12 protein-coding genes and 1 pseudogene are annotated in these 19,440 nt (G+C 33.2%); 9 read left to right on the top strand and 4 right to left on the bottom strand.

The window, feature by feature from the left end; all coding sequences use genetic code 11:
* The first annotated feature begins 16 nt into the window (after positions 1-16).
* Positions 17-4,567, top strand: coding sequence for a sacsin N-terminal ATP-binding-like domain-containing protein (locus tag D4T97_RS05390; RefSeq protein WP_126048493.1), 4,551 nt, complete (start codon positions 17-19; stop codon positions 4,565-4,567).
* Positions 4,568-5,228: 661 nt separating this feature from the next.
* The gene (locus D4T97_RS05385; protein ID WP_126048491.1) at positions 5,229-6,653 is read left to right on the top strand and encodes an ApeA N-terminal domain 1-containing protein; all 1,425 of its coding nucleotides are present in this window, start codon (positions 5,229-5,231) and stop codon (positions 6,651-6,653) included.
* A gap of 566 nt (positions 6,654-7,219) precedes the next feature.
* On the opposite strand, the gene D4T97_RS05380 is transcribed toward D4T97_RS05385, so the two are convergent.
* Genes D4T97_RS05380 through D4T97_RS05365 form a run of 4 tightly spaced genes read right to left on the bottom strand, consistent with a single transcriptional unit; the run spans position 7,220 to position 14,040 of the window.
* Positions 7,220-7,864 carry a hypothetical protein gene (locus tag D4T97_RS05380; protein WP_126048489.1) on the bottom strand — a complete coding sequence of 215 codons (645 nt, stop codon included), beginning with the start codon at positions 7,862-7,864 and terminating at the stop codon, positions 7,220-7,222.
* 4 nt (positions 7,865-7,868) lie between these two features.
* A complete protein-coding gene (locus tag D4T97_RS05375; protein ID WP_126048487.1) occupies positions 7,869-9,524 on the bottom strand; it encodes a site-specific integrase in 1,656 nt (551 codons plus the stop codon).
* A gap of 2 nt (positions 9,525-9,526) precedes the next feature.
* On the bottom strand, positions 9,527-12,757 hold the full coding sequence (locus D4T97_RS05370; protein ID WP_126048485.1) for a hypothetical protein: 3,231 nt from the start codon (positions 12,755-12,757) through the stop codon (positions 9,527-9,529).
* A 38-nt stretch (positions 12,758-12,795) separates the two neighbouring features.
* Complete coding sequence (locus D4T97_RS05365; protein WP_126048483.1) at positions 12,796-14,040, bottom strand: site-specific integrase; 1,245 nt, start codon at positions 14,038-14,040, stop codon at positions 12,796-12,798.
* A 170-nt stretch (positions 14,041-14,210) separates the two neighbouring features.
* On the opposite strand from D4T97_RS05365, the pseudogene D4T97_RS05360 reads away from it, so the two are divergent.
* The 7 genes and pseudogenes from D4T97_RS05360 to D4T97_RS20435 form a co-directional block, all read left to right on the top strand.
* Positions 14,211-14,378, top strand: a pseudogene (locus tag D4T97_RS05360) (JAB domain-containing protein); the annotation flags it as partial.
* 148 nt (positions 14,379-14,526) lie between these two features.
* Positions 14,527-15,537 (top strand): rod shape-determining protein, encoded by a 1,011-nt coding sequence (locus D4T97_RS05355; protein ID WP_126048481.1) that lies wholly within the window; start codon positions 14,527-14,529, stop codon positions 15,535-15,537.
* A gap of 251 nt (positions 15,538-15,788) precedes the next feature.
* Positions 15,789-16,658: a rod shape-determining protein MreC gene (mreC, locus tag D4T97_RS05350; protein ID WP_126048479.1), complete on the top strand. Its 870-nt coding sequence runs from the start codon at positions 15,789-15,791 to the stop codon at positions 16,656-16,658.
* Complete coding sequence (gene mreD / locus D4T97_RS05345) at positions 16,658-17,176, top strand: rod shape-determining protein MreD (RefSeq protein WP_126048477.1); 519 nt, start codon at positions 16,658-16,660, stop codon at positions 17,174-17,176. Before mreC ends, mreD begins: the two co-directional genes overlap by 1 nt.
* A gap of 515 nt (positions 17,177-17,691) precedes the next feature.
* On the top strand, positions 17,692-18,375 hold the full coding sequence (minC, locus tag D4T97_RS05340) for a septum site-determining protein MinC (protein WP_126048475.1): 684 nt from the start codon (positions 17,692-17,694) through the stop codon (positions 18,373-18,375).
* Entirely contained in the window at positions 18,368-19,174 is an 807-nt protein-coding gene (minD, locus tag D4T97_RS05335; RefSeq protein WP_126048473.1) for a septum site-determining protein MinD, read from the top strand. The genes minC and minD overlap by 8 nt, the downstream gene beginning before the upstream one ends.
* A gap of 8 nt (positions 19,175-19,182) precedes the next feature.
* The gene (locus D4T97_RS20435; RefSeq protein WP_164525478.1) at positions 19,183-19,359 is read left to right on the top strand and encodes a hypothetical protein; all 177 of its coding nucleotides are present in this window, start codon (positions 19,183-19,185) and stop codon (positions 19,357-19,359) included.
* The last annotated feature ends 81 nt before the right edge of the window (positions 19,360-19,440 follow it).

The following is a 19,440-nucleotide window of genomic DNA, read 5'->3' as shown; positions in this document are numbered from 1 at the left end:
TGGAGGGTATGTTTGGATGACTTTAGTTGAGGAAATAAGAAAACGATATATTGATAAATACAAAACGTTTCAATATGAATTAGAATCAGATTATAAAGAAGATGAGCAAAGAATAACGGATTATCATGGTAGAGAGTTACTTGAGTTGTTGCAAAACGTAGATGATGCTGCAGTTAATACTACTTTGATTGATGTTGATGTTCTACTCGAATACAAAGATAATGTTTTTACAGTGGCAAATAACGGGACAGTATTTACACAAGAAACTATCGAAAGATTGTGTCATGGTTCTGCTAGTAATAAATCTGATGATTTTATTGGAAATAAGGGAACAGGTTTCCGATCATTATTAAATTGGGGGAAACAAATTGAAATTCACTCTGGAGGGTTCCACGTTGGTTTTTCTCAAGAATTTGCTGACAAAGAATTCAGTAAATTACTTGAAGAATCTGAAATTATCAAAGAACAGCAGAACAACGTTCCCAATCTTTCTATCCCTGTTCTCCATTGCCCATTTGAAGCAGAAAGTATTGAAACAAGTTATGACACTGTAATAAGAATCATAACCGATGAATCTTTTCAAAATGACCAACAGAATATATTGAATCAGATTAATAGTTTTGACTATAAAACCTTGATTTTCCTTCCGAATATTACAAAGATAACTATTAAAACAGACGAGTTTGATAAGGTCGTGGAAAAGGTTAGTAAAGAAAACGGAAAAATAGAGATACATGTAGGAGAAACCGTTGAAAAATACATATTCTATCAAAATCCAAATGAGCCATATATCAATGTAGGAAAAAACGAGAAAAGAAAAATCAGATCTTCGGTCGCAATTTCCTTAGACAAAGAAGCTGACTACTCTGAAGATAAATTGTATTGCTTTTTTCCAATTAGAAACTTTTCTACACAATTGAATTGTTTGATGCATGCTACTTTTGATTTAAATACAAGTAGGGATGACGTTCCCTTGAATGATATTAATAAGGCGGTATTTGAGCATTTATTAAAGTTTGTTAAAACAATAAGCGAGAAGGAACTCATACTTCGAAATGATAGACTATTGGCCATCAAGACTTTGACGCCTACTGATAAGAAAAGCAAATTGTGGAACGAGAATGGCTTTGATTTATTCAAGTATTACTTGGAACTACTTAAGGTTTGTAAAGTTATTCCAACTGTAAATGGAAATTTTGTTTCAATAGCTGATAAGCCCAAATTGATAACTTCAGAGTTTCCTGATTGTTTTATTGGTGAAGAATTTGGAAATTTATTGGAATATATGCCAACCATAGATAATGATGATTTATTAAAAGTCCTTGCTGATAAAAATGATGTTGAATTGAAATATAGTGATGTAGAATTGTGCAAAATAATTAATCAGGCTGCAAGTAGTTGGGATATACCAGAAAAAATTAAAACATTTATCTGGTGGGGGAAAGAATATAAGGATTCTAAGCTGTTGCCATATTTATTAAGGAATACACAAAAAAGTTTTATAAAACCAAATGACACAGTGTACTTTGTGCGTGGTAGGAAGCTCGATATTCCTGAGTGGGCCAGTATAACTCAACTGGATAAAGAATTTGAAGAAGAGTTAAAAAGACAATTACAAGAAATCGAAAAGATAAAAAAGGACTTAGAAGATGAAGATATTCTCGAGAGGGTAATCGCACGAAATTCAGGAAGCAGTTGGAATAGTTTAATGCCACAGTTGAAATTTAGAGATGCTGATTCATCAACTGTTTTATCTCCAGTGAATAGTTCAGTTGATGATTATGAGAAGGCTAAGAAATTTACTAAATGGTTGTGGGATAATTATTCTTCAAATCCAAACTGGCAACCTCCTGAAGATATTAGATTCAATTTACCTAGTCAAAAAGAAACTGTTGAACGTTCAAATAATTTATATTTTGATAAACATTATGGCAATGAGATTGGTGAAAAATTATTTATTGACGACAAATATAAAGCGTTTGAGAAAATTAATGAAATCGGAATCGATGAGGATAGCAAGGTTGATTTGAAATTATTTGTTGAAAAACTTGGCGTACTCAAATTTCCTGAAATTAGCAAAAGAACCATCAGTGACAATAGATTTAAAAGAATATTTACTAAAGAGTACTTGTCTGAAAAGCTACCAGGAAATGATGTGGATGAAAGAGCTCCAAGGCTTAGAAGCATTGAGTTCAATACCATAGACAATCTAAAAGAAATATTGGAAAAAATGTCTATTAGTGATATTGTGATTTGGATAAAATCAGACACTGAATTGCAAGATGAGCTAAATCAGAAGCATTCAGGAATTGTTTTATTTCATTTTACAGCAAGAATACAAGCGGAAAGACATCAACAGTATTCGGATTATATGCAAAGCTATATTAAATTCATTTTTGAGAATACTAAGTGGTTTGAAATTTCCGGAGAGAAATTTGCTCCAAATCAATGTGTATTTGATTATCCAGGTTTAGACATTTCAAGTGTTTCACCAACAATTACGAACCAACTTATCAAAGACATTGCTGATGAGTTAGGAATAAAATCAAAAGAATTGAAAGAGTTCTTGGTAACAGTAGGTGTAAAGGAAAAAATAACAGAACTGCAATCAAATGATTTCTATAGCGTATTATTAAAGCTGCCACAATTAGATCAGAGTGGGCAAATATCTGAGAAAATATACCGTGAAATTGTAGAGTTTGATGGGAAACCGTTTGAAAATTCCAAGCAATATCAGAAGTTTGTCAATCAAGGAATGGTGTTTACACAAAACCGCGATGGAAAAGGTTATCATTTAGCGAAAGAATCTTATTTTAGCAACAGTATTCAAGTTAATGTTGGGAATTATCACATTATGAGAACTCCTTTGAGAAACGGTAGTTTTGAAGTATTCAATAGCATCTTTGGGGTTAATGAGTTTAAGGAGCGTTATCACGTCGTTCAAGAAAGTATAAAACTTCATGATGATAATGCTTTATTTCAAAGAGATTTTAATGACTTTATTGTTTACGCTAGAGCGTGGGGCGAAAAAAATGCGAATTTAAAAATGCGGATCGATAGTATTCAAGTGAGTTTAGTTTCCCACGTTGTGTTAGTGGATAATGGTGCTGAACAATCCGTATCAACTAATTACTTACTCATTAAAGGCAAGAAAAACTGGTTGATTTATTTAGATTCTTACCAAACGATAGATTGGCGACAAATTTCAAAATGTATAGAAGAACTATTTGCCCAAGTAGCAAACACGACAAGTAATGAAATTACTAATCAATTAGGGGAATTGTATCGAGATAGCAAAGGTCGAAAATTCTTAGTAGAAAAGCACTTTGGTTCTGTTGATGTAATAAATCAAATATCAAAAAATTCAATACGCACAAATTTATCTGAAGTGCTTAATTTGAATTATGACTCAGAAGAACTAGACAATATTGATTACAACCAGTTCAATATTATCGATAATTCTGAGCAGTTTATTGTATTGTTAAAAAATTATAATTTAGATATTGATACCTTAAAAAAAAGGGGCTTTGAATACGATATTGATTTAAGAGCTTATTGGGCAAAAGAGATAAAATTATTTGTTGGAAATAACTTCAAAATCTATAAAGCCAACTTATTTGTAAAATACACTGGTTATAGTCAAAGCGAACAGAAAAACTTCGTAAGGGATATTAACAAGTTTATAAACTTTAGTCCAAAAAGGGATGAAATATCAAATTCAGTTGACTTTGATGTGCAACAATTCATAAAATGTAAATTCCCTGCGATCACAATGGTTAATGCTGGAATAGATATAGATGAAGTGTATAACAAAAACTTTGGTCTATTGAGTTGTAAGATTCATGATTCAAATTTCAATGACTTTATTGATGAACATTTTGAGTTGAAATCGTTAGTTTATTTCCTGAATGATGAGTACGTGAACTACATCAAAAAACAATTTGAAAAAAATCAATATATAAATAAAACGGACAATTCAATAACTACATTGGTAACACCTACTTCAGATAGTGAACCAACTCTGTCGAAAGCGGTTGTACATCCAATCCAGCCTAAAGAAAAAACGAATCAACCTACCCATATTAGACCGCAAACAAGTTCCTCGATAGACAGAAGCGAGGTTACAAAGAGTAAAAATGGTAAAGCTGCTGAAAGGTTAGTGCGTAACAAACTAAAAGGCATATACGATACATTAAGATGGACATCGGAAAATTCGGATATTCCAGCGGAGAGGAATCAATCTTCTATATATGATATGGAATATCAAAGAGATGGAAAGACTGTATACGTTGAAGTAAAAGCTGCGGTTAATAATTTCTATATGTCATCTGCTGAGTACCATTTTGCACACGAACACGCGGAATCCTATGAGATATATTTAGTTGATTTGGAAAAAGAGCATATTGACGGACCACATAGTATTGACGAATTTGAAGCGTCAAAAACGGTAACACAGTATAAATTCCGATACACTGTCACAATCACGCATGACTCTACCTCGAGTAAAGGGGGGATAAACTCGAATACCAATACATCATCAACAGAATCGTTTTGCTATATAGTATAAAGTAGACGTTTTCACGCTTGTGGTTTGCGGAAACATAGTCTACGCTTAACATAATTAACATTTTGAAAAATAACGGAAGTTTGAAATGACTTCGGCTTCTTTCTTTGTTTAACAATTACTGCACAGTACAACGATAATATGTCAATATTAGTGAATATTGCGATTGAATTGAGTCACTAGTGCTTAGTTTTGAGCCATTCATTGCGCATGAAAGAGCCACCCTTTGCGGAGAATGACCTCTTGTATAATAAAGTTGCATGCAAACAAGCATGGCGCTCTTCTACAAGAGGTTTTTCGTGAGGGGTATCTGAGCCAGACTCTATTCAGCCAATACACCACAATTTTATAAAATAAAAAGATAAAATCCTTAACCCATTCAAAGCGATTCCTTTTTGTTTTTTCAAAAACATGAATTGTCATAATTGGGTCTCACACAGGCATGTTCCAACACAGACATGAAGACGTAATTTTTTATAATCGAGCTTTTTTGTTAAAGTAATTTTGATATAGGTATTATTTACGCTTACAGTTGTTTTAACCATTAGATTTTGTATCCCTTAAACATGCTAAACTAGATTTATTGAGTTCCTATATTATATTTTGCTAATTATAGATAGAATTGAAATAGTTAATCAATGCTATTTGTGGTGGTGGTGAAAAAATGAAAGTAAATTTATCGGCAACGGGTTTTTGGAAGATTAACAATATAGGAAAGAAATATACAGGGGACTTATATTTAAATGAAGATGAAGGTGGCATAGTATTATATATTCGTATACCTAATAATGGTCCTATCATGAGTTACTTAGAACTTCCTCTAGAAATTCCTTTTATTACTGGTTCTACAATTAATGGTGCTAAAATTACCATTGTCAATTGCTCAAGGATAAGTACTAATAGTAGGGTAGGATCAGAAGAAGTATTTGGATATAAAGCTCATTTCATGTTTAATGGCGTAAATTTCAAAGAAATAAAAGATATCAAATTTTCTAAAATGACAATAAGCATACCAGGGATAATTCAATGGGGTGATGTTTCAAACTATGTAAGACCTGATTTGGACAAAAAAAAAGATTCTCTTATTGATTTAAAGATTGTAAAGCCGATTGAAATATACTCAAATGAAACCTACAGTATATCCTACTATTTGGACTATAGTGATCCATTTCATCTCATGAAAGAGGAGATAATATTAAAGCAAACGCCTAATCTTATAATTGAAGCTCAATCAATACAAACAATTGAATGGTTTATACAAATAGCCAACCAAATGAAAAGACTTATAGAGATAGCTATAGGTGCCCCTTTAAGCTATAGTTCGATGATTGTTGAAAGTTCCGAAATTTATTATGAATTTGAAGATAATGAGAAACATATTCGACCGTTAGAAGTTATTCACGCTTATAAACACGCTGTAAACAGTGAAAACAGCACTAAGCGGTTAATGAAACATGATTACCTTTTTAGCCTGAGTGAACTAAGACAAGCAAATTTCTCACAATGGCAAGAAGTAGCAACTATAATGGAACCCATAATAGAACTCTATATTGACAGTTTATACAATCAAAATTTGTCAGTTAGTCGGCATTTTTTGAACATGGTACAAGCATTGGAAACCTACCATTCTCGAAGAATTGCTTATTCTCTTCATGATTATAAAAAAAGAGTAGAAAAGTTATTAGAAGTGAGACCTGAGGCCCTTCGCGAACAAGATAGGGAGTTCTTATTGGATGGTTGCAGAGACTTTGTTATATTAAAAAGTCGTCTGGCCGATTTATTACTAGCAGACCATAGATTCATCTTTCATACCGGAGACTTCAAATTAGTAGAATTCCCTAAGTTAATTGCTAAAACAAGGAATTACTACACACACTATAATCAAAAACAAGAAGATAAAGCTCTTAACGGTGATGATTTAATAACTGCTTTCCATATCCTGCAGAACATATTAGAATTCTATTTACTTAAAGAATTAGGATTTAATGAAGTTTTTATTCATGAAAGAACAAGAGAAAGGATAAAGCCAATTATGACTAGTAATGCTATAAGAAAAGCCGATAAGAGAAAAATAATAAATAGTCCCTAACGCCCTTTTCCATGTATTGATCTAGAGAAGTAATGATAAATTAGAAGTTAGACTATTAAACCTTTGTTAATGGGTCGCGGAAGAGAATTTAAATCATGATGAACTCGTTCGCTGGGCCATTGATATTATTGATAAGCATATTAGAAGGTAAAAGAATAAGTTAAAACAAATAGCCATTGGATTCGCAACGTCCCAATGGCTATTTATTGTTTTGCGCTTTACTAATTAGTGGCTCTCTTGCCGCGCATTTACTGGCTTAAACGTCCGCGAACTGTAGCTCGCTACCTGAGCTATAGACGCTGCTGTTAGAGTTCCATATAATTTTACCATCCATAATAAACAACACCTCAACTCTTACGTATATCTTACCATGGAAATTATCCAACGTTCTAAGTAATCTTCTATTAAAAATTGCATTATATACATCTAGAACTTCTATCTCTCTTCTCTATATTTGATAACAACAAGTGGTAAGCCTTGTTGTAGCAATCACTATAAAAAGATAACAGAGAGAAGGGTATATTCTTATGGCCGTAATTAGATAATTGATTACAACTATCCACTTTTTAATTTTTTTTCAGTCTGTTTTTAAAAAAGTCAGCTATATTATTTTGGTGAATTTCTTTCTCTTTAAATACCGATAGGTAATCTAATGGGTTTGAAAATATACTTTTTAGAGCAGAATCAAAAAAAATTAAATTTCCGTGTGATGATTTGTTTAGAAAATAATGAAAAACTTGTGATATTAATTCTTGTTGCTGTTTATTCAATGTTTGTAAATTTTCATGTGATTTTTTTAATGATAATATACTTTCTTCTTTTATATTAAGCTCTTTTTCAAGTTGTTCTATTTTATTTTGCTTAGATTCTAATTCTTTGAAAAGAATTGTTTTTAGTTCTTTATTTGTGATTTTATTCTCTATCAAGTTTAATAAATTTTGTAGCTCATATTTTTTTTCATTTCTTTCGAGTTTGTGTGATAAAGCTGAATTTACTTCATCTATTAATTTTCGACCAGTTCGATCCATTTTCCTCCAAAATGATTCTGAAGGTAATTTAGATATTTCTTTATTTTGATATAGTTCGATACAATAATTGTGTAAATCAATATATTTAATCTCTTTGGATACACCATGCTTAAGAACGTAATTGTTTACTATTTCTTTGGCTTCATTTTCGGTGAGTATTGGTTTTCGACCTTTTTTAGTCATATAGTTAATATATACTCCTTTCAATTTCGATTAGTTTTGATAAATTTTGGAGTTCTGACTTAACTTTTTGGAATGTTTGCTGTAAGTCTTTCTCGTTTCCTAGGTGTTCGGATGTCGTGATATTTAGTACTGTATTCGTATGAACTTTATAAATAAAATTCATGAGTTCAATTAGATTGTTTCTGTTTTTATTAACTTTTTCGATAATGAGGTCATGTCTTAATTTTAAATCATCTAAATCAATTCGCCAGTGGCTACAATTCATACATTCCTTAGCTTCACAACGTATAAGAGAGTCGCTGCAATAGCCGATTTCTAATTCGCCTCTAAAACTTGATGTAGGTGATTCAAAAGCCTTTAATTTAACGTTTTCTGGAATATATCTAATATTATTGTTATCGAAATTAGATATGTTTTTATAGTTTTTAATTAACTTAAATACCTCGTTATCAATCCAGTATTCTTTGTGAAAACTGTAATGATACTGCGCTGCTATGCTTTTATGACCACCCAAACGTGCTATTTCAACAGGTGAAATCCCTTGCATCATAAGTGAAACAAAAGCTATGTGACGAGTGTCATTTGGACTTAATCTTTGATTTAGAGATACTTCAATTTGATAATATTTGTTAATAACTTCTTTATAGAAACGTTTAAGTAACTTTTCTAAATTATTTGTATTGAAAGAGTTAAGGTTTCTTTTTTGAAGTTTTCTACGTCCTGTGTTATCGACGTAAATTAAAGATCTATAAGAGATAAGTGTTTCACTTTCTCCATATTCTTCAGTAATCTCAATATAATTATTTAATAAATGATAGATACTGTCATTGATTTCAATTTTAGAATAAAAATTAACTATATCTTTCTGGTCTAATGGTTTTTTAATTCTAGTTATTGTAATAAAATATTTACTATTTTCTTTTTCTTCCGAAAGACAATCCCTTTTTATTAAACAAAATTCAGTAGATCTCATCGGAATAATTGTAGTTAAATTCCACCAAATTAAGATTGGATAGAAAAGGATTTTCTTTTTTATAATTTCTTCATCATCAAACGATTCATCTTTTTCGATGTCAGTAAAATATTTCTCTAAATAATATGAGAATAATAAGATATATTTTGATGAAGGTAGTTCAATAGGGTTTTTAGTAAATTTAATTTTATTTCGTATATCGTATAATTTAGCAAGATAATTACTTGAATTGATAATTTCACTAAAATCAAAAAAACTAAAAACAGTGGACAGAACGTAAGTTTTTTCATTATTAGTGATATGATCTTCATGAAGCCATTCTACAAAATGATCTATACGATCTAAAGAGAAAAAGTTTGTAATATTAATCGCCATACAAAAATGATGGAAATAGTGAATACACGTAGATGGTCGGTATTTATCAAGTAATGAACCTATCCAACATTTTATTAGTAATTGATCGTCTTGCTTTAAACCTTTGTCAATTTTTCCGAAATCGAGTTTAATAGTTCTTCCTGGGCTATATTCATGTGAGAATAGCCAAATGTCATCGTGAAGTGAATTCGATAGAAAAGTACCTTTTGATTTAAGTTCAGATAATAAATTGATAACGTAAGTAATTTCATACTCAGATAAATAGGGCGTATCAAAAGAAGCATCAGTTTTTGTAAATGTATTATCACTCACAATTATTCAACTCCTTTTGGTGTATAAGTAGCGTATTCATGTATAGGTTTTTCTGAATCAATATCACTTAATAAATCTAGTAACTTTAAATAGCCTTGTTTACTTCCCTCAAAAAATCCTAACACCACATCTTCGCCAAACTTATTAACCGCATCATCTAAAATATCTAATTCCATAAACAATAGATTAACTTGTTTTATCTTTTCAATTTCCAAATTAGTATTGCTGAAGTAGTTTTTAAACTGTTCGAGTGTGATTGTAACACTAGAGACTATGTTAGCAGTAGCATAAAAATTTGGTACAGAATAAACACAATTCTTACAATCTAAACCAGTATTAATACAACCTTTTTCTGAAACAATACATTGAAAGTTTTCGTCTTTGCCCGGTAAGAAATTCTTTTGAAGTTTGTTTAACGTTTCAAACGCTTTTTTTGAGCCTTGATTAATAAATAATTGGATTATAGATTCTTTTTGTTTGATTACACTGTTTAAAAAACCTGCAGTGGCTTCAATGTTATAAACATCTTTGAATACTGATTTTAACCTTAGTATATTGTTTGTTTCTTTCGGGAGATCGTTTGTGCTTCCAAAAAATATTTCACTAAGTATTTTTGGTATATAACCAAATATTCCACGATTAAATAAGTTTATCGAAAGTTTATTAATATCTTCGTCTGGGATTTTAATATATTTATTGGTTGATTCCTTATTTCTATGGGAACGAAGTCGCTGAGCAATGTTAAGTGCTGCACCACTATGTTTTTCCTTTTTCAATAGTGTATACATGATAGTAAGTAATGTTCTATTCATCTTTCTGTTTTTAAACTTGAATTCTTTAGGAAATTCCTTGAAAAAACTATTATTATGGTTGTCGAGAAAGTTATTTTGTTTATTATTAAAATTTATAATATTTTCTAAAGTAGGATAGCAATGTTGATTTATTAAATGACAAATTACATAGGCGTTAGCAACAGCGACTTTTATGTCATCGGAAATGAAAAAGTTATTGGTAGACTTAGTTTTAGACACAATGTATTCTTTTGTTAAAAGTAAATTAATGATTTTATTGACTTCATCGTTGGTAAGATCTTTATTAAAAAACTCTGCTAATGAATTTATGTTTAGGAAAGAAATATTAATCATTTTTATATTACATATATCTCTATGTCTCCAAGCGTTGTTTAGGTGTAATAATATATAAAGCCAAGAATAAGCATACTCGTTTGATTGTTTTGTTGACGGAGAGTTTATTCTATGTAAACCGTCATTTATTGCAGTTTCTCTGTGATTTAAGTTATTTGCGTATGAATAGACTTGTTTAAAAGTAATGTAGTCGTATATACTCATATCTTGATTTAAAGTTCTAGTGTTATTTAATGAATTTTTAATTTTATTTACTTGGAATGAGCTTTTAATATTATCTTTAATTAATAGGTAATAAAGTTTATTAATAAAAGGTATCATAATATTTCGATGATTAATTGGAATGTATGAGTTTAATAAACCAAAATTTATTTCATTGCTCGATTTTAGATGTAATTCTGAGTCTGCAATAAACTCTGATAACAGTTTAGTGCATTTTACTATGCTATTTATAAAGTAAGAGATAGTTTCTTTCGCTTTATTGTTATATAGAATAGAATCCGTACAATAATCAAACCAATATCGTTGTGTAATAGGTGATTTTTCATGAAATTTAATGTTATTTATTTTTAGTAGTTCATAATAAGCTGAAAGTGGATCATTGTATGATATGGAATCTAATAGCTCTTGATGTTGTTTCTGTTTTAATAGTTTTTCGTACTCGGATTTAGGAAAAAGTAAGAATGTTGGAGAGTCTGTATTGAACGCGTATCTTTCAATACCTGTTGGTTTTTTTCTATTTTTAAAGTATCTAAAGTAGTGTTCTCCAAGTGTTTCAAAAACTAAGGACGAAGGAACATAATTCTCTGTAATATACTGTTTGAGTTTTAATAAATTAATGATTTCTTCTTTGTAGTAATACGTTGTATTGTGGAAATAATAAAAAGATAATTTAGTCTCTTTTCTAATAGTGATTAGTTCACTATCTGATATTTGCAATAATTTAAAGGTTTGTTTTAGAGAATAGAATTTGTCTTTTTTTCCAAGAAATAGCCAGGTTTCGTCTTTGTTAAACATTTCAATAATGTCTTTTTGTTTATACAACCTAAGTCTTTTGTGTAAATCAATCTGATCAATATTGTGGTGATTGATCAAGAAATTTAATTGATGAAAAGTAATGTTATATTGATTAACTACCTCTTTATTGGAAATATAATTAATTAGAAAATCATTGATATGTTCTTTTTTGAAATAAGTTTTATCCCCTAAAAGTTGCTGACCTGTTTTAAAATATTTAATATCTAATTTTTCGCACATAATAAATAAATTAGCAACAAAAGTAGATTTTAAATTAGTAAGTGAAGATTTGTGCATGCCAAACAATTTTCTAATCTCAGTTAATGTGTAGTAGTTATTAGATAAATTTTGATGTTTCCTGTAAAACGATGAAAGAGAATGATAATCTACATATAAAACTTTTTCATGATTTTTAAAGTGGTTTATTGAATTTTCGAGACATAGTTTATATAAAGTTTCGTTACTCTTAACTAATTTAGAAAAAATACTACTTTTGATTATGCTTGTCCCTTTGACCCATTTAGCTTTCCATTCTCTTGAAGAAAAGCATTTTGATAAATCTTCTAATTTGGTTAAGTCAGATTTAGGAATGTACTCAGTGTTTTTTGAGAATCTGATTACTTTTATTTTCTTTGTATTTACAATGTTTTCGTAGATATAAATGTTGATGCTTAATTTATTTATAAGTTCATTCTTGGTATATACATTATCAAGAAATTTTTCTACATCTGACTTAGCGAAATATAATGAATTTCTGTAATTAGTAGTTTTTATTTTATATACTTTATTACATTTAGATAGTATTTCGCTTAAATGTTTTCTATAGGAGGTGGTACTAGACGATTTACAAACTATTTGTAGAAAGTTATCAGTACTTAAGTAATTTTCTGATAATTCTTTTTCGATATGTACAATTTTCATTACTTCATCACGATTAAAATAGACATCATTGTTAATCTGAAAGATTTTAAGATAGCCTTCCTGAATAAGAAGTTTTACTTTATTTTTAGTTACAGGGATATTTTGTTTATTGTAAAAAAATGAGGATAACTTAATGAGATTACCATCCAAATTATTTTCCTCCTTTAGTTGTGATATTGGACCTTTATTTAGTTATTGAAATATTTTTCACTTAACTTTGTAATTCGGGGCAAATTGTCTTTGATTGCATTTATAGTTGTTTTTTCGTCTACATATTCCATAGATGAATTAATATTGGTATCACCTCTAGCAATAGCTATTTGAGTAGGTGTAAGTTTCATATCAAACAGGATATTACTGTAAATTCCTCGACCAATATGCGTCGACCAATAACTTTCATTTAATAATGTATAATCTTCATATCTGCCTTGCTTTAATAATTCCTTTAAAAAACGTTTTTTTACTTTATTAAATCTTCGATCATAAACCTTACCAGACATTGCATTGCCATCTTTATTTAAGAATATTGCCTGTTTATTTTTAGGTTTCATAGTTTGCAGGTAATTCATATGCTCAAAATAAATTTCCCACACTAAAGGTATATCCATTATGATTTGCTTACACAGCCTAGGGCTGAGATAATTTGTTCTTTTTGGAAACTCGTTTGATGTATCTTCTAAATGTGGAAATAAGATATGTCTATTATCTTTTATGCTAACTATCATAGATTCATAGGGGATTACCTCTAAATCTAATTTGGTAACATTTACAACCTCGCCTCTACGTAATCCACCGTAAAACTGAAAACAAATACCTAATGCAATATCTGGTGAAATAGCTCTAGCAACCTGTATGAATAAAATCATAAGCTCATAACGATTCTTACCGAAATCTTTTAGTTTTAATATAGTACTTGATTTTCTTGAAGTAGGATATTTAGTTTGAAGATGACTTTTTTCAAATAACGATTTAACCGTTCTTCGATCTTTGTAAAAGTTATATTCAATCTCTATCTTTTCATGTATATATTTATTTTCGTTTAAAAATACAAAAAAGTTAGTGAGTATGGCTTCATTCAATTTTATCGTGTTCCTTGATAAACCATTTCTTGTTAGGTGAGAAATATAATTACTACCATGATATAGATTCAAAGACTTTAAACCTGTAATTGATAACTGCATAAACAGTTTGTCTTTTTTATCTATTGATTTAAGAATATAGTTTAGAAAACGACATAATATTCTTGCTGGTAATAATTGTGAATTTAATGATTTACCATGGTATGCATATTTTACAGTTATAAATTCTGTAATTGGGTGAGGTACTTGAATGTTTGTTCTTAGGTCATGTAACATAATAGATACAACTTTATTATTACCATCGACCTCTCTAATCTCTTTTACAATAAACCTGTAAGATTCACTTAACTCCATATGATCGACCTACCTCAAATGTTATTATTAATATTTTAACTTTTTGCAATATTTATTGCTACATTTAGCCTTAATAATTTTGATATTGGCGCAATTGAAAAATCCTTTATTATCAATGGATATATCATGATAAATGTGGCATATGATAGTTAACGCCTAAAAGTGTACCTATAAGTTTCCACAATCATCCATCCGGAGATCCATCACCATCCAGAGAAGATATAGAAGTGACAAAAAGACTTGTTGAGTGTGGGAAAATCATGGGGATAGAAGTCCTCGATCACTTGATCATCGGCGATAATAAATATGTTAGCATGAAAGAAAAAGGATTTATGTGACACTATGATTTTTAGAAGTGATACGATATAATAAGTCTTGTGATTTTTTGTCGATTAAAATGGATATTACCAATATTTCCAGGCTTATGTCTTAAAATATACGCTTAAAATAGAAATGCAATTGGGGTTAGAAAGGGAGATACATATCATGTTTGGATTCGGTACGAAAGATTTAGGAATTGACCTGGGTACAGCCAATACTCTTGTTTTTGTAAAAGGAAAAGGGATCGTTTTGCGTGAACCATCTGTCGTGGCCATCAACACAGAAACAAAGAAAATAGTGGCGGTCGGAAATGACGCCAAAAATATGATTGGGCGGACACCGGGGAATATTGTGGCGATGAGACCAATGAGGGACGGAGTTATCGCTGATTATGAAACAACTGCTACAATGATGAAGTATTTCATTAAAGAAGCCGCAAAAGCAAAAGGGGTCTTCAGCGGAAAGCCTTACGTCATGGTTTGCGTACCTTCCGGCATTACAGCCGTTGAACAAAGGGCTGTTCTGGATGCCACTAGAGAAGCAGGTGCACGTGATGCTTACCCTATTGAAGAGCCATTTGCTGCAGCTATCGGAGCAAATCTCCCAGTCTGGGAACCGACAGGAAGCATGGTTGTTGATATTGGAGGCGGAACGACGGAAGTGGCGGTTATCTCACTCGGAGGAATTGTCGCAAGCAATTCCATCAGAACTGCAGGAGATAACTTTGACGAGGCCATCGTCAACTATATTCGTAAGACATACAACTTGCTAATCGGAGAAAGAACAGCTGAAACAATCAAAGTAGAGATTGGATCAGCGGGTGGGACTGAAGATATCGATAACATGGAAATCCGTGGACGCGACCTGTTAACAGGACTTCCTAAAACAATTGAAATCACTGCCGAAGAAATTTCCAGTGCATTGCACGACACTGTCTACTCAATCATAGATGCTGTTAAAAGCACATTGGAAAACACACCTCCGGAACTGGCGGCAGATATTATGGACCGAGGTATCGTCCTGACAGGCGGAGGGGCGTTGCTGCGAAACCTTGATAAAGTGATCAGTGATGAAACCAAAATGCCGGTACTTATTGCGGAAGAGCCGCTTGATTGTGTAGCCATCGGCACAGGAAAAGCGTTGGACCATATCGACCTGTTCAAAGAACGGGCGTAAAGGCCAAAATGTAAATATAAAAGCCGGAGACCGCTGAAAAGCGGTACTCTGCTTTTGCATGCAAATATTGCCTGCCCATACTTGACGGGCAGGAATGATAAAGAAATAAATACTGTTTAGCAAAGCGCCCAGTCCTATAGGGTCAAAAGACAATTCCCTGCTAGCTAACGGGGTGTCTTCCATGGAGTCATTTTGTTTGTCTTCGTAAAGCTGGACGCTTTTGCTTTTCTTTTAAGTTAGAGGTGGATATGATGCCGAACTTTTTTCTAAATAAGCGTCTCATCATCTTGCTGATCGCAATTATAGTTCTCGTTTCATTGATCGGTTTTTCTTTGAGAGAGAGGGAAAACATTTCGCGCCCTGAACAGTTTGTCAAGGATATCGTTGGTTTCGGACAATCTCTTGTGGCAAAACCAGCTCACAAATTTGCGGCGTTCTTCGAGAATATAAATGATTTGCAAAATACATATACGGAAAACAAAAAATTAAAAGCCCGTCTTGAGGGGCTTGCAAAGCTTGAAAAGGAAATTGCGGATTTAAAAAAGGATAATAAAGAGCTTAGGGAAGTTTTAGATAAAAAAGAGGACTTAAGAAGCTTCACGCCTATCCAGGCGACAGTCATCGGCAGGACACCAGATCGTTGGTATGAGCAGATCATCATAGATCGAGGCAAAAAGAGCGGAATTAAACCTGATATGGCTGTCATCACGTCCAAAGGGTTAATTGGAAAAGTTGTAAGTACATCAGAGATGACCTCCACGATCGAATTGCTAAGTTCCGATAATGTGAGATACCGTGTTGCAGCTGAAATTCAAGTTAAAGGGAAGAAATCAGTTTACGGGTTGATTGATGGATATGATAAAGAAAAGAAGATGCTGTTAATGAAGGATCTTCCTATTGATCAGGAGAAATTAAAGCCCGGACAAAGTGTCGTTACATCAGGTTTGGGAGGGATTTTTCCCAAGGGGATGGATGTTGGGACAGTCAAGGAGCTAACCCTCGACCAGTTTGGATTAACGCAAACAGCCTATGTGAAGCCGTCAGCCGATTTTTATGATTTTGAGCATGTCATGGTAGTGGCACGTTCGATGCCGAGTGCGGAAGAGAAGGGTGAAGAGTGATGAAACGGTTTATCCTTCCTCTTATTACAATTATTTGCTTTTATGCCGAGAGCTTATTTGTAGAGTTTTTTCCGGCTTTTTCTTTTTTAGGAGACCGAATTGTAATTCCACGTTTTCTATTAGTCGTTCTAACGATGATGGGGATCTATTATTTTCGCAACGTTACATTGATTTATGCGGCGATTTTCGGATTGTTATTCGATATTTACTATACGGGGGTAATTGGAGCCTATTTGTTTTTGCTCCCTATAGCTGTCTATGCTGCATCCAAAATGATGAAAGTGCTCCAAATTAATGTCCTTACATCAGGATTGGTTGTACTGATTATTATCGCTCTAGTAGAGATACTTGTTTATAGCCTGAATATTTTATTGTTTGACGTCAACATGACAACGGCTCAATTTTTAACTAACAGGCTGATTCCAACGTTGACTTTAAATCTTGTTATCTACCTGGTGATTTACTTTCCATTTTCCAGGTGGCTGCAAAATAGAAAAAAAGAAATACTTTCCGAATAAGCAGCTAAAAGTAATATTATTAACGGAATAGAGGAAAGCTGCTATCGTTTGTCGAAAATAGAAAAAACGAATCAACTTTTTTCAAAAAAATAAGGAAGTATAACTTGCTGTGGAAAATATTAATTTGAAAGATACTTTTCTTTGTCCAGAGAGGCACAGGATGTGCTAGTGCAGGTGAAGCGACAGGACAAGGAAAACTTCGAGGGCGTCGCTGACTGAACCTGCCTTAAGCGCTTAGCCACTCGAGGTCACCAGCCTGCATGGAAGATTGTACTTCTGCGGCACAGCCTAATCGGAGATGCCTATGTTCACCCGTCGTAAAGCTGCATGAGGCAAGTTCGATGACGCAATTGAGTCAGGAGCTTGGCTGAAGAACTGCCTCCTCGGGAATCGTCTTGTTTGCCCGTGCTAAGCAAGGCGCTTACGCCTTTCTTAATTGCCGCAAGTAGTGATGTTTTTCTTTGAAAGGAGAAGTAAGGGTATTCTTACATAAACAGTTATGATGCCCGCTTAACATGAAAACACAAAATGTGATGATTAAAGGCACGAAAAGCGGCCTATCACTTCAATTGAATGATCGCTGCTCATATGAGGATATTTTGCTTGAGCTGGAGGAAAAGCTTTCGGAGCTGAAAGGCACTGAGGAAAACCAGCTTATTTCGGTCCGTATCCTTACGGGGAATCGCTATTTGACTACTGATCAACAGGAAGAGTTAAAAAAAATTATACGCCTGAAGCAGAATTTGATTGTTGAGGATATTGAAAGTGATGTCGTCACTAAGCAAGAAGCTCAGGCGATAGTGGAAAGCCAAGAGGTGACTTCGGTTGCTGCCATTGTAAGATCGGGCCAGGTTCTGGAAGTTCCGGGAGACTTGCTGCTAGTCGGTGATGTAAATCCTGGTGGAACTGTAAGAGCGGGTGGAAATATTTTTATCATGGGGGCGCTTAAGGGAGTTGCCCACGCGGGATACTCGGGGCGGAATGATGCTGTTATTGTCGCATCCTTCATGACCCCGTCACAGCTTAGGATCTCTGATTGCATCAGCCGTGCACCTGATAATTATGAGCATGAAGAACACCATCAAATGGAATGTGCCTACATTGATAAAAATCATCAGATAACTATTGATAGACTTCAAGTGCTCAAGCATTTGAGACCTAATATTACTAGATTCAAAGGGGGACATTATTATGGGTGAGGCGATCGTTATTACTTCCGGCAAGGGAGGCGTCGGAAAAACCACCACCTCTGCAAATCTGGGCACCGCGCTTGCCTTACAGGGAAAAAAGGTTTGCCTGATAGATACAGATATCGGACTCCGTAATCTGGATGTCGTGCTGGGCTTGGAAAATAGAATCATATATGACCTTGTTGATGTTGTAGATGGAAGATGTAAACCACATCAAGCAATCGTCAAGGATAAAAGGTTTGAAGATAAGCTTTTTCTGCTCCCGGCAGCTCAGACAAGCGATAAAACAGCTGTAACCCCTGAACAAATGAAAACCCTTGTTGGTGATTTGAAACAAGATTACGATTATGTATTAATAGATTGCCCGGCAGGTATCGAACAGGGGTTTAAAAATGCCGTGGCTGGAGCTGACAAGGCAGTTGTTGTAACAACACCTGAAATTTCCGCCGTTCGGGATGCCGACAGAATCATCGGCCTCCTTGAAAAAGAGGAAAACATCGAACCGCCAAAATTGATCATCAATCGTATTAGAAACAGAATGATGAAAGAAGGAGAAGTGCTGGATGTGGACGAAATTACCCAGCATTTGTCTATCGATTTACTGGGAATTGTACAAGATGATGAAGAAGTCATCAAATCTTCCAATCAGGGGGAACCCATTGCCCTTAATCCCAACAGCAAAGCATCTATTGCGTATAGAAACATAGCGAGAAGGATCCTCGGTGAATCCGTGCCACTTCAATCGTTGGAGGATGACAAGCAGGGAATGCTTGCGCGCATTAAACAATTCTTTGGTGTCCGGTCCTAGGGAAGTGGATGCGTCCGTTATACGGCGTTGAACTCCTAGGAAATGAGATAAAAAAAGAAGCTTTTGCATCAGGTGCAGAAGCTTCTTTTTTGTGGGAATTGGAACGTGAGGGGAATTTGGCAAAGTTGATTCAAGGGGCGATGGCAGCAGCAGAGCATTTGAGAGGAAACTGCTTTTTTAGGTAGGGGATGTATTTCGAGGTCTTAGAATACGTAATATTCATGGTTTCCCCACCGTCCGGTTTTTCCACTTGTAAGGCCACTATG

It is taken from the genome of Siminovitchia acidinfaciens, assembly GCF_003605385.1.
Classification (GTDB): Bacteria; Bacillota; Bacilli; order Bacillales; family Bacillaceae_C; genus Siminovitchia; species Siminovitchia acidinfaciens.
Note: the sequence above shows the minus strand (reverse complement) of the source record. Positions and strands in the feature narration are given on the sequence as shown.

Coding starts and splice junctions, on each gene's coding strand:
- D4T97_RS05390 (WP_126048493.1), top strand. CDS start 17: ATGACTTTAGTTGAGGAAATAAGAAAACGATATATTGATAAATACAAA.
- D4T97_RS05385 (WP_126048491.1), top strand. CDS start 5,229: ATGAAAGTAAATTTATCGGCAACGGGTTTTTGGAAGATTAACAATATA.
- D4T97_RS05380 (WP_126048489.1), bottom strand. CDS start 7,864: ATGACTAAAAAAGGTCGAAAACCAATACTCACCGAAAATGAAGCCAAA.
- D4T97_RS05365 (WP_126048483.1), bottom strand. CDS start 14,040: ATGGAGTTAAGTGAATCTTACAGGTTTATTGTAAAAGAGATTAGAGAG.
- D4T97_RS05355 (WP_126048481.1), top strand. CDS start 14,527: ATGTTTGGATTCGGTACGAAAGATTTAGGAATTGACCTGGGTACAGCC.
- mreC (WP_126048479.1), top strand. CDS start 15,789: ATGCCGAACTTTTTTCTAAATAAGCGTCTCATCATCTTGCTGATCGCA.
- mreD (WP_126048477.1), top strand. CDS start 16,658: ATGAAACGGTTTATCCTTCCTCTTATTACAATTATTTGCTTTTATGCC.
- minC (WP_126048475.1), top strand. CDS start 17,692: ATGAAAACACAAAATGTGATGATTAAAGGCACGAAAAGCGGCCTATCA.
- minD (WP_126048473.1), top strand. CDS start 18,368: ATGGGTGAGGCGATCGTTATTACTTCCGGCAAGGGAGGCGTCGGAAAA.
- D4T97_RS20435 (WP_164525478.1), top strand. CDS start 19,183: ATGCGTCCGTTATACGGCGTTGAACTCCTAGGAAATGAGATAAAAAAA.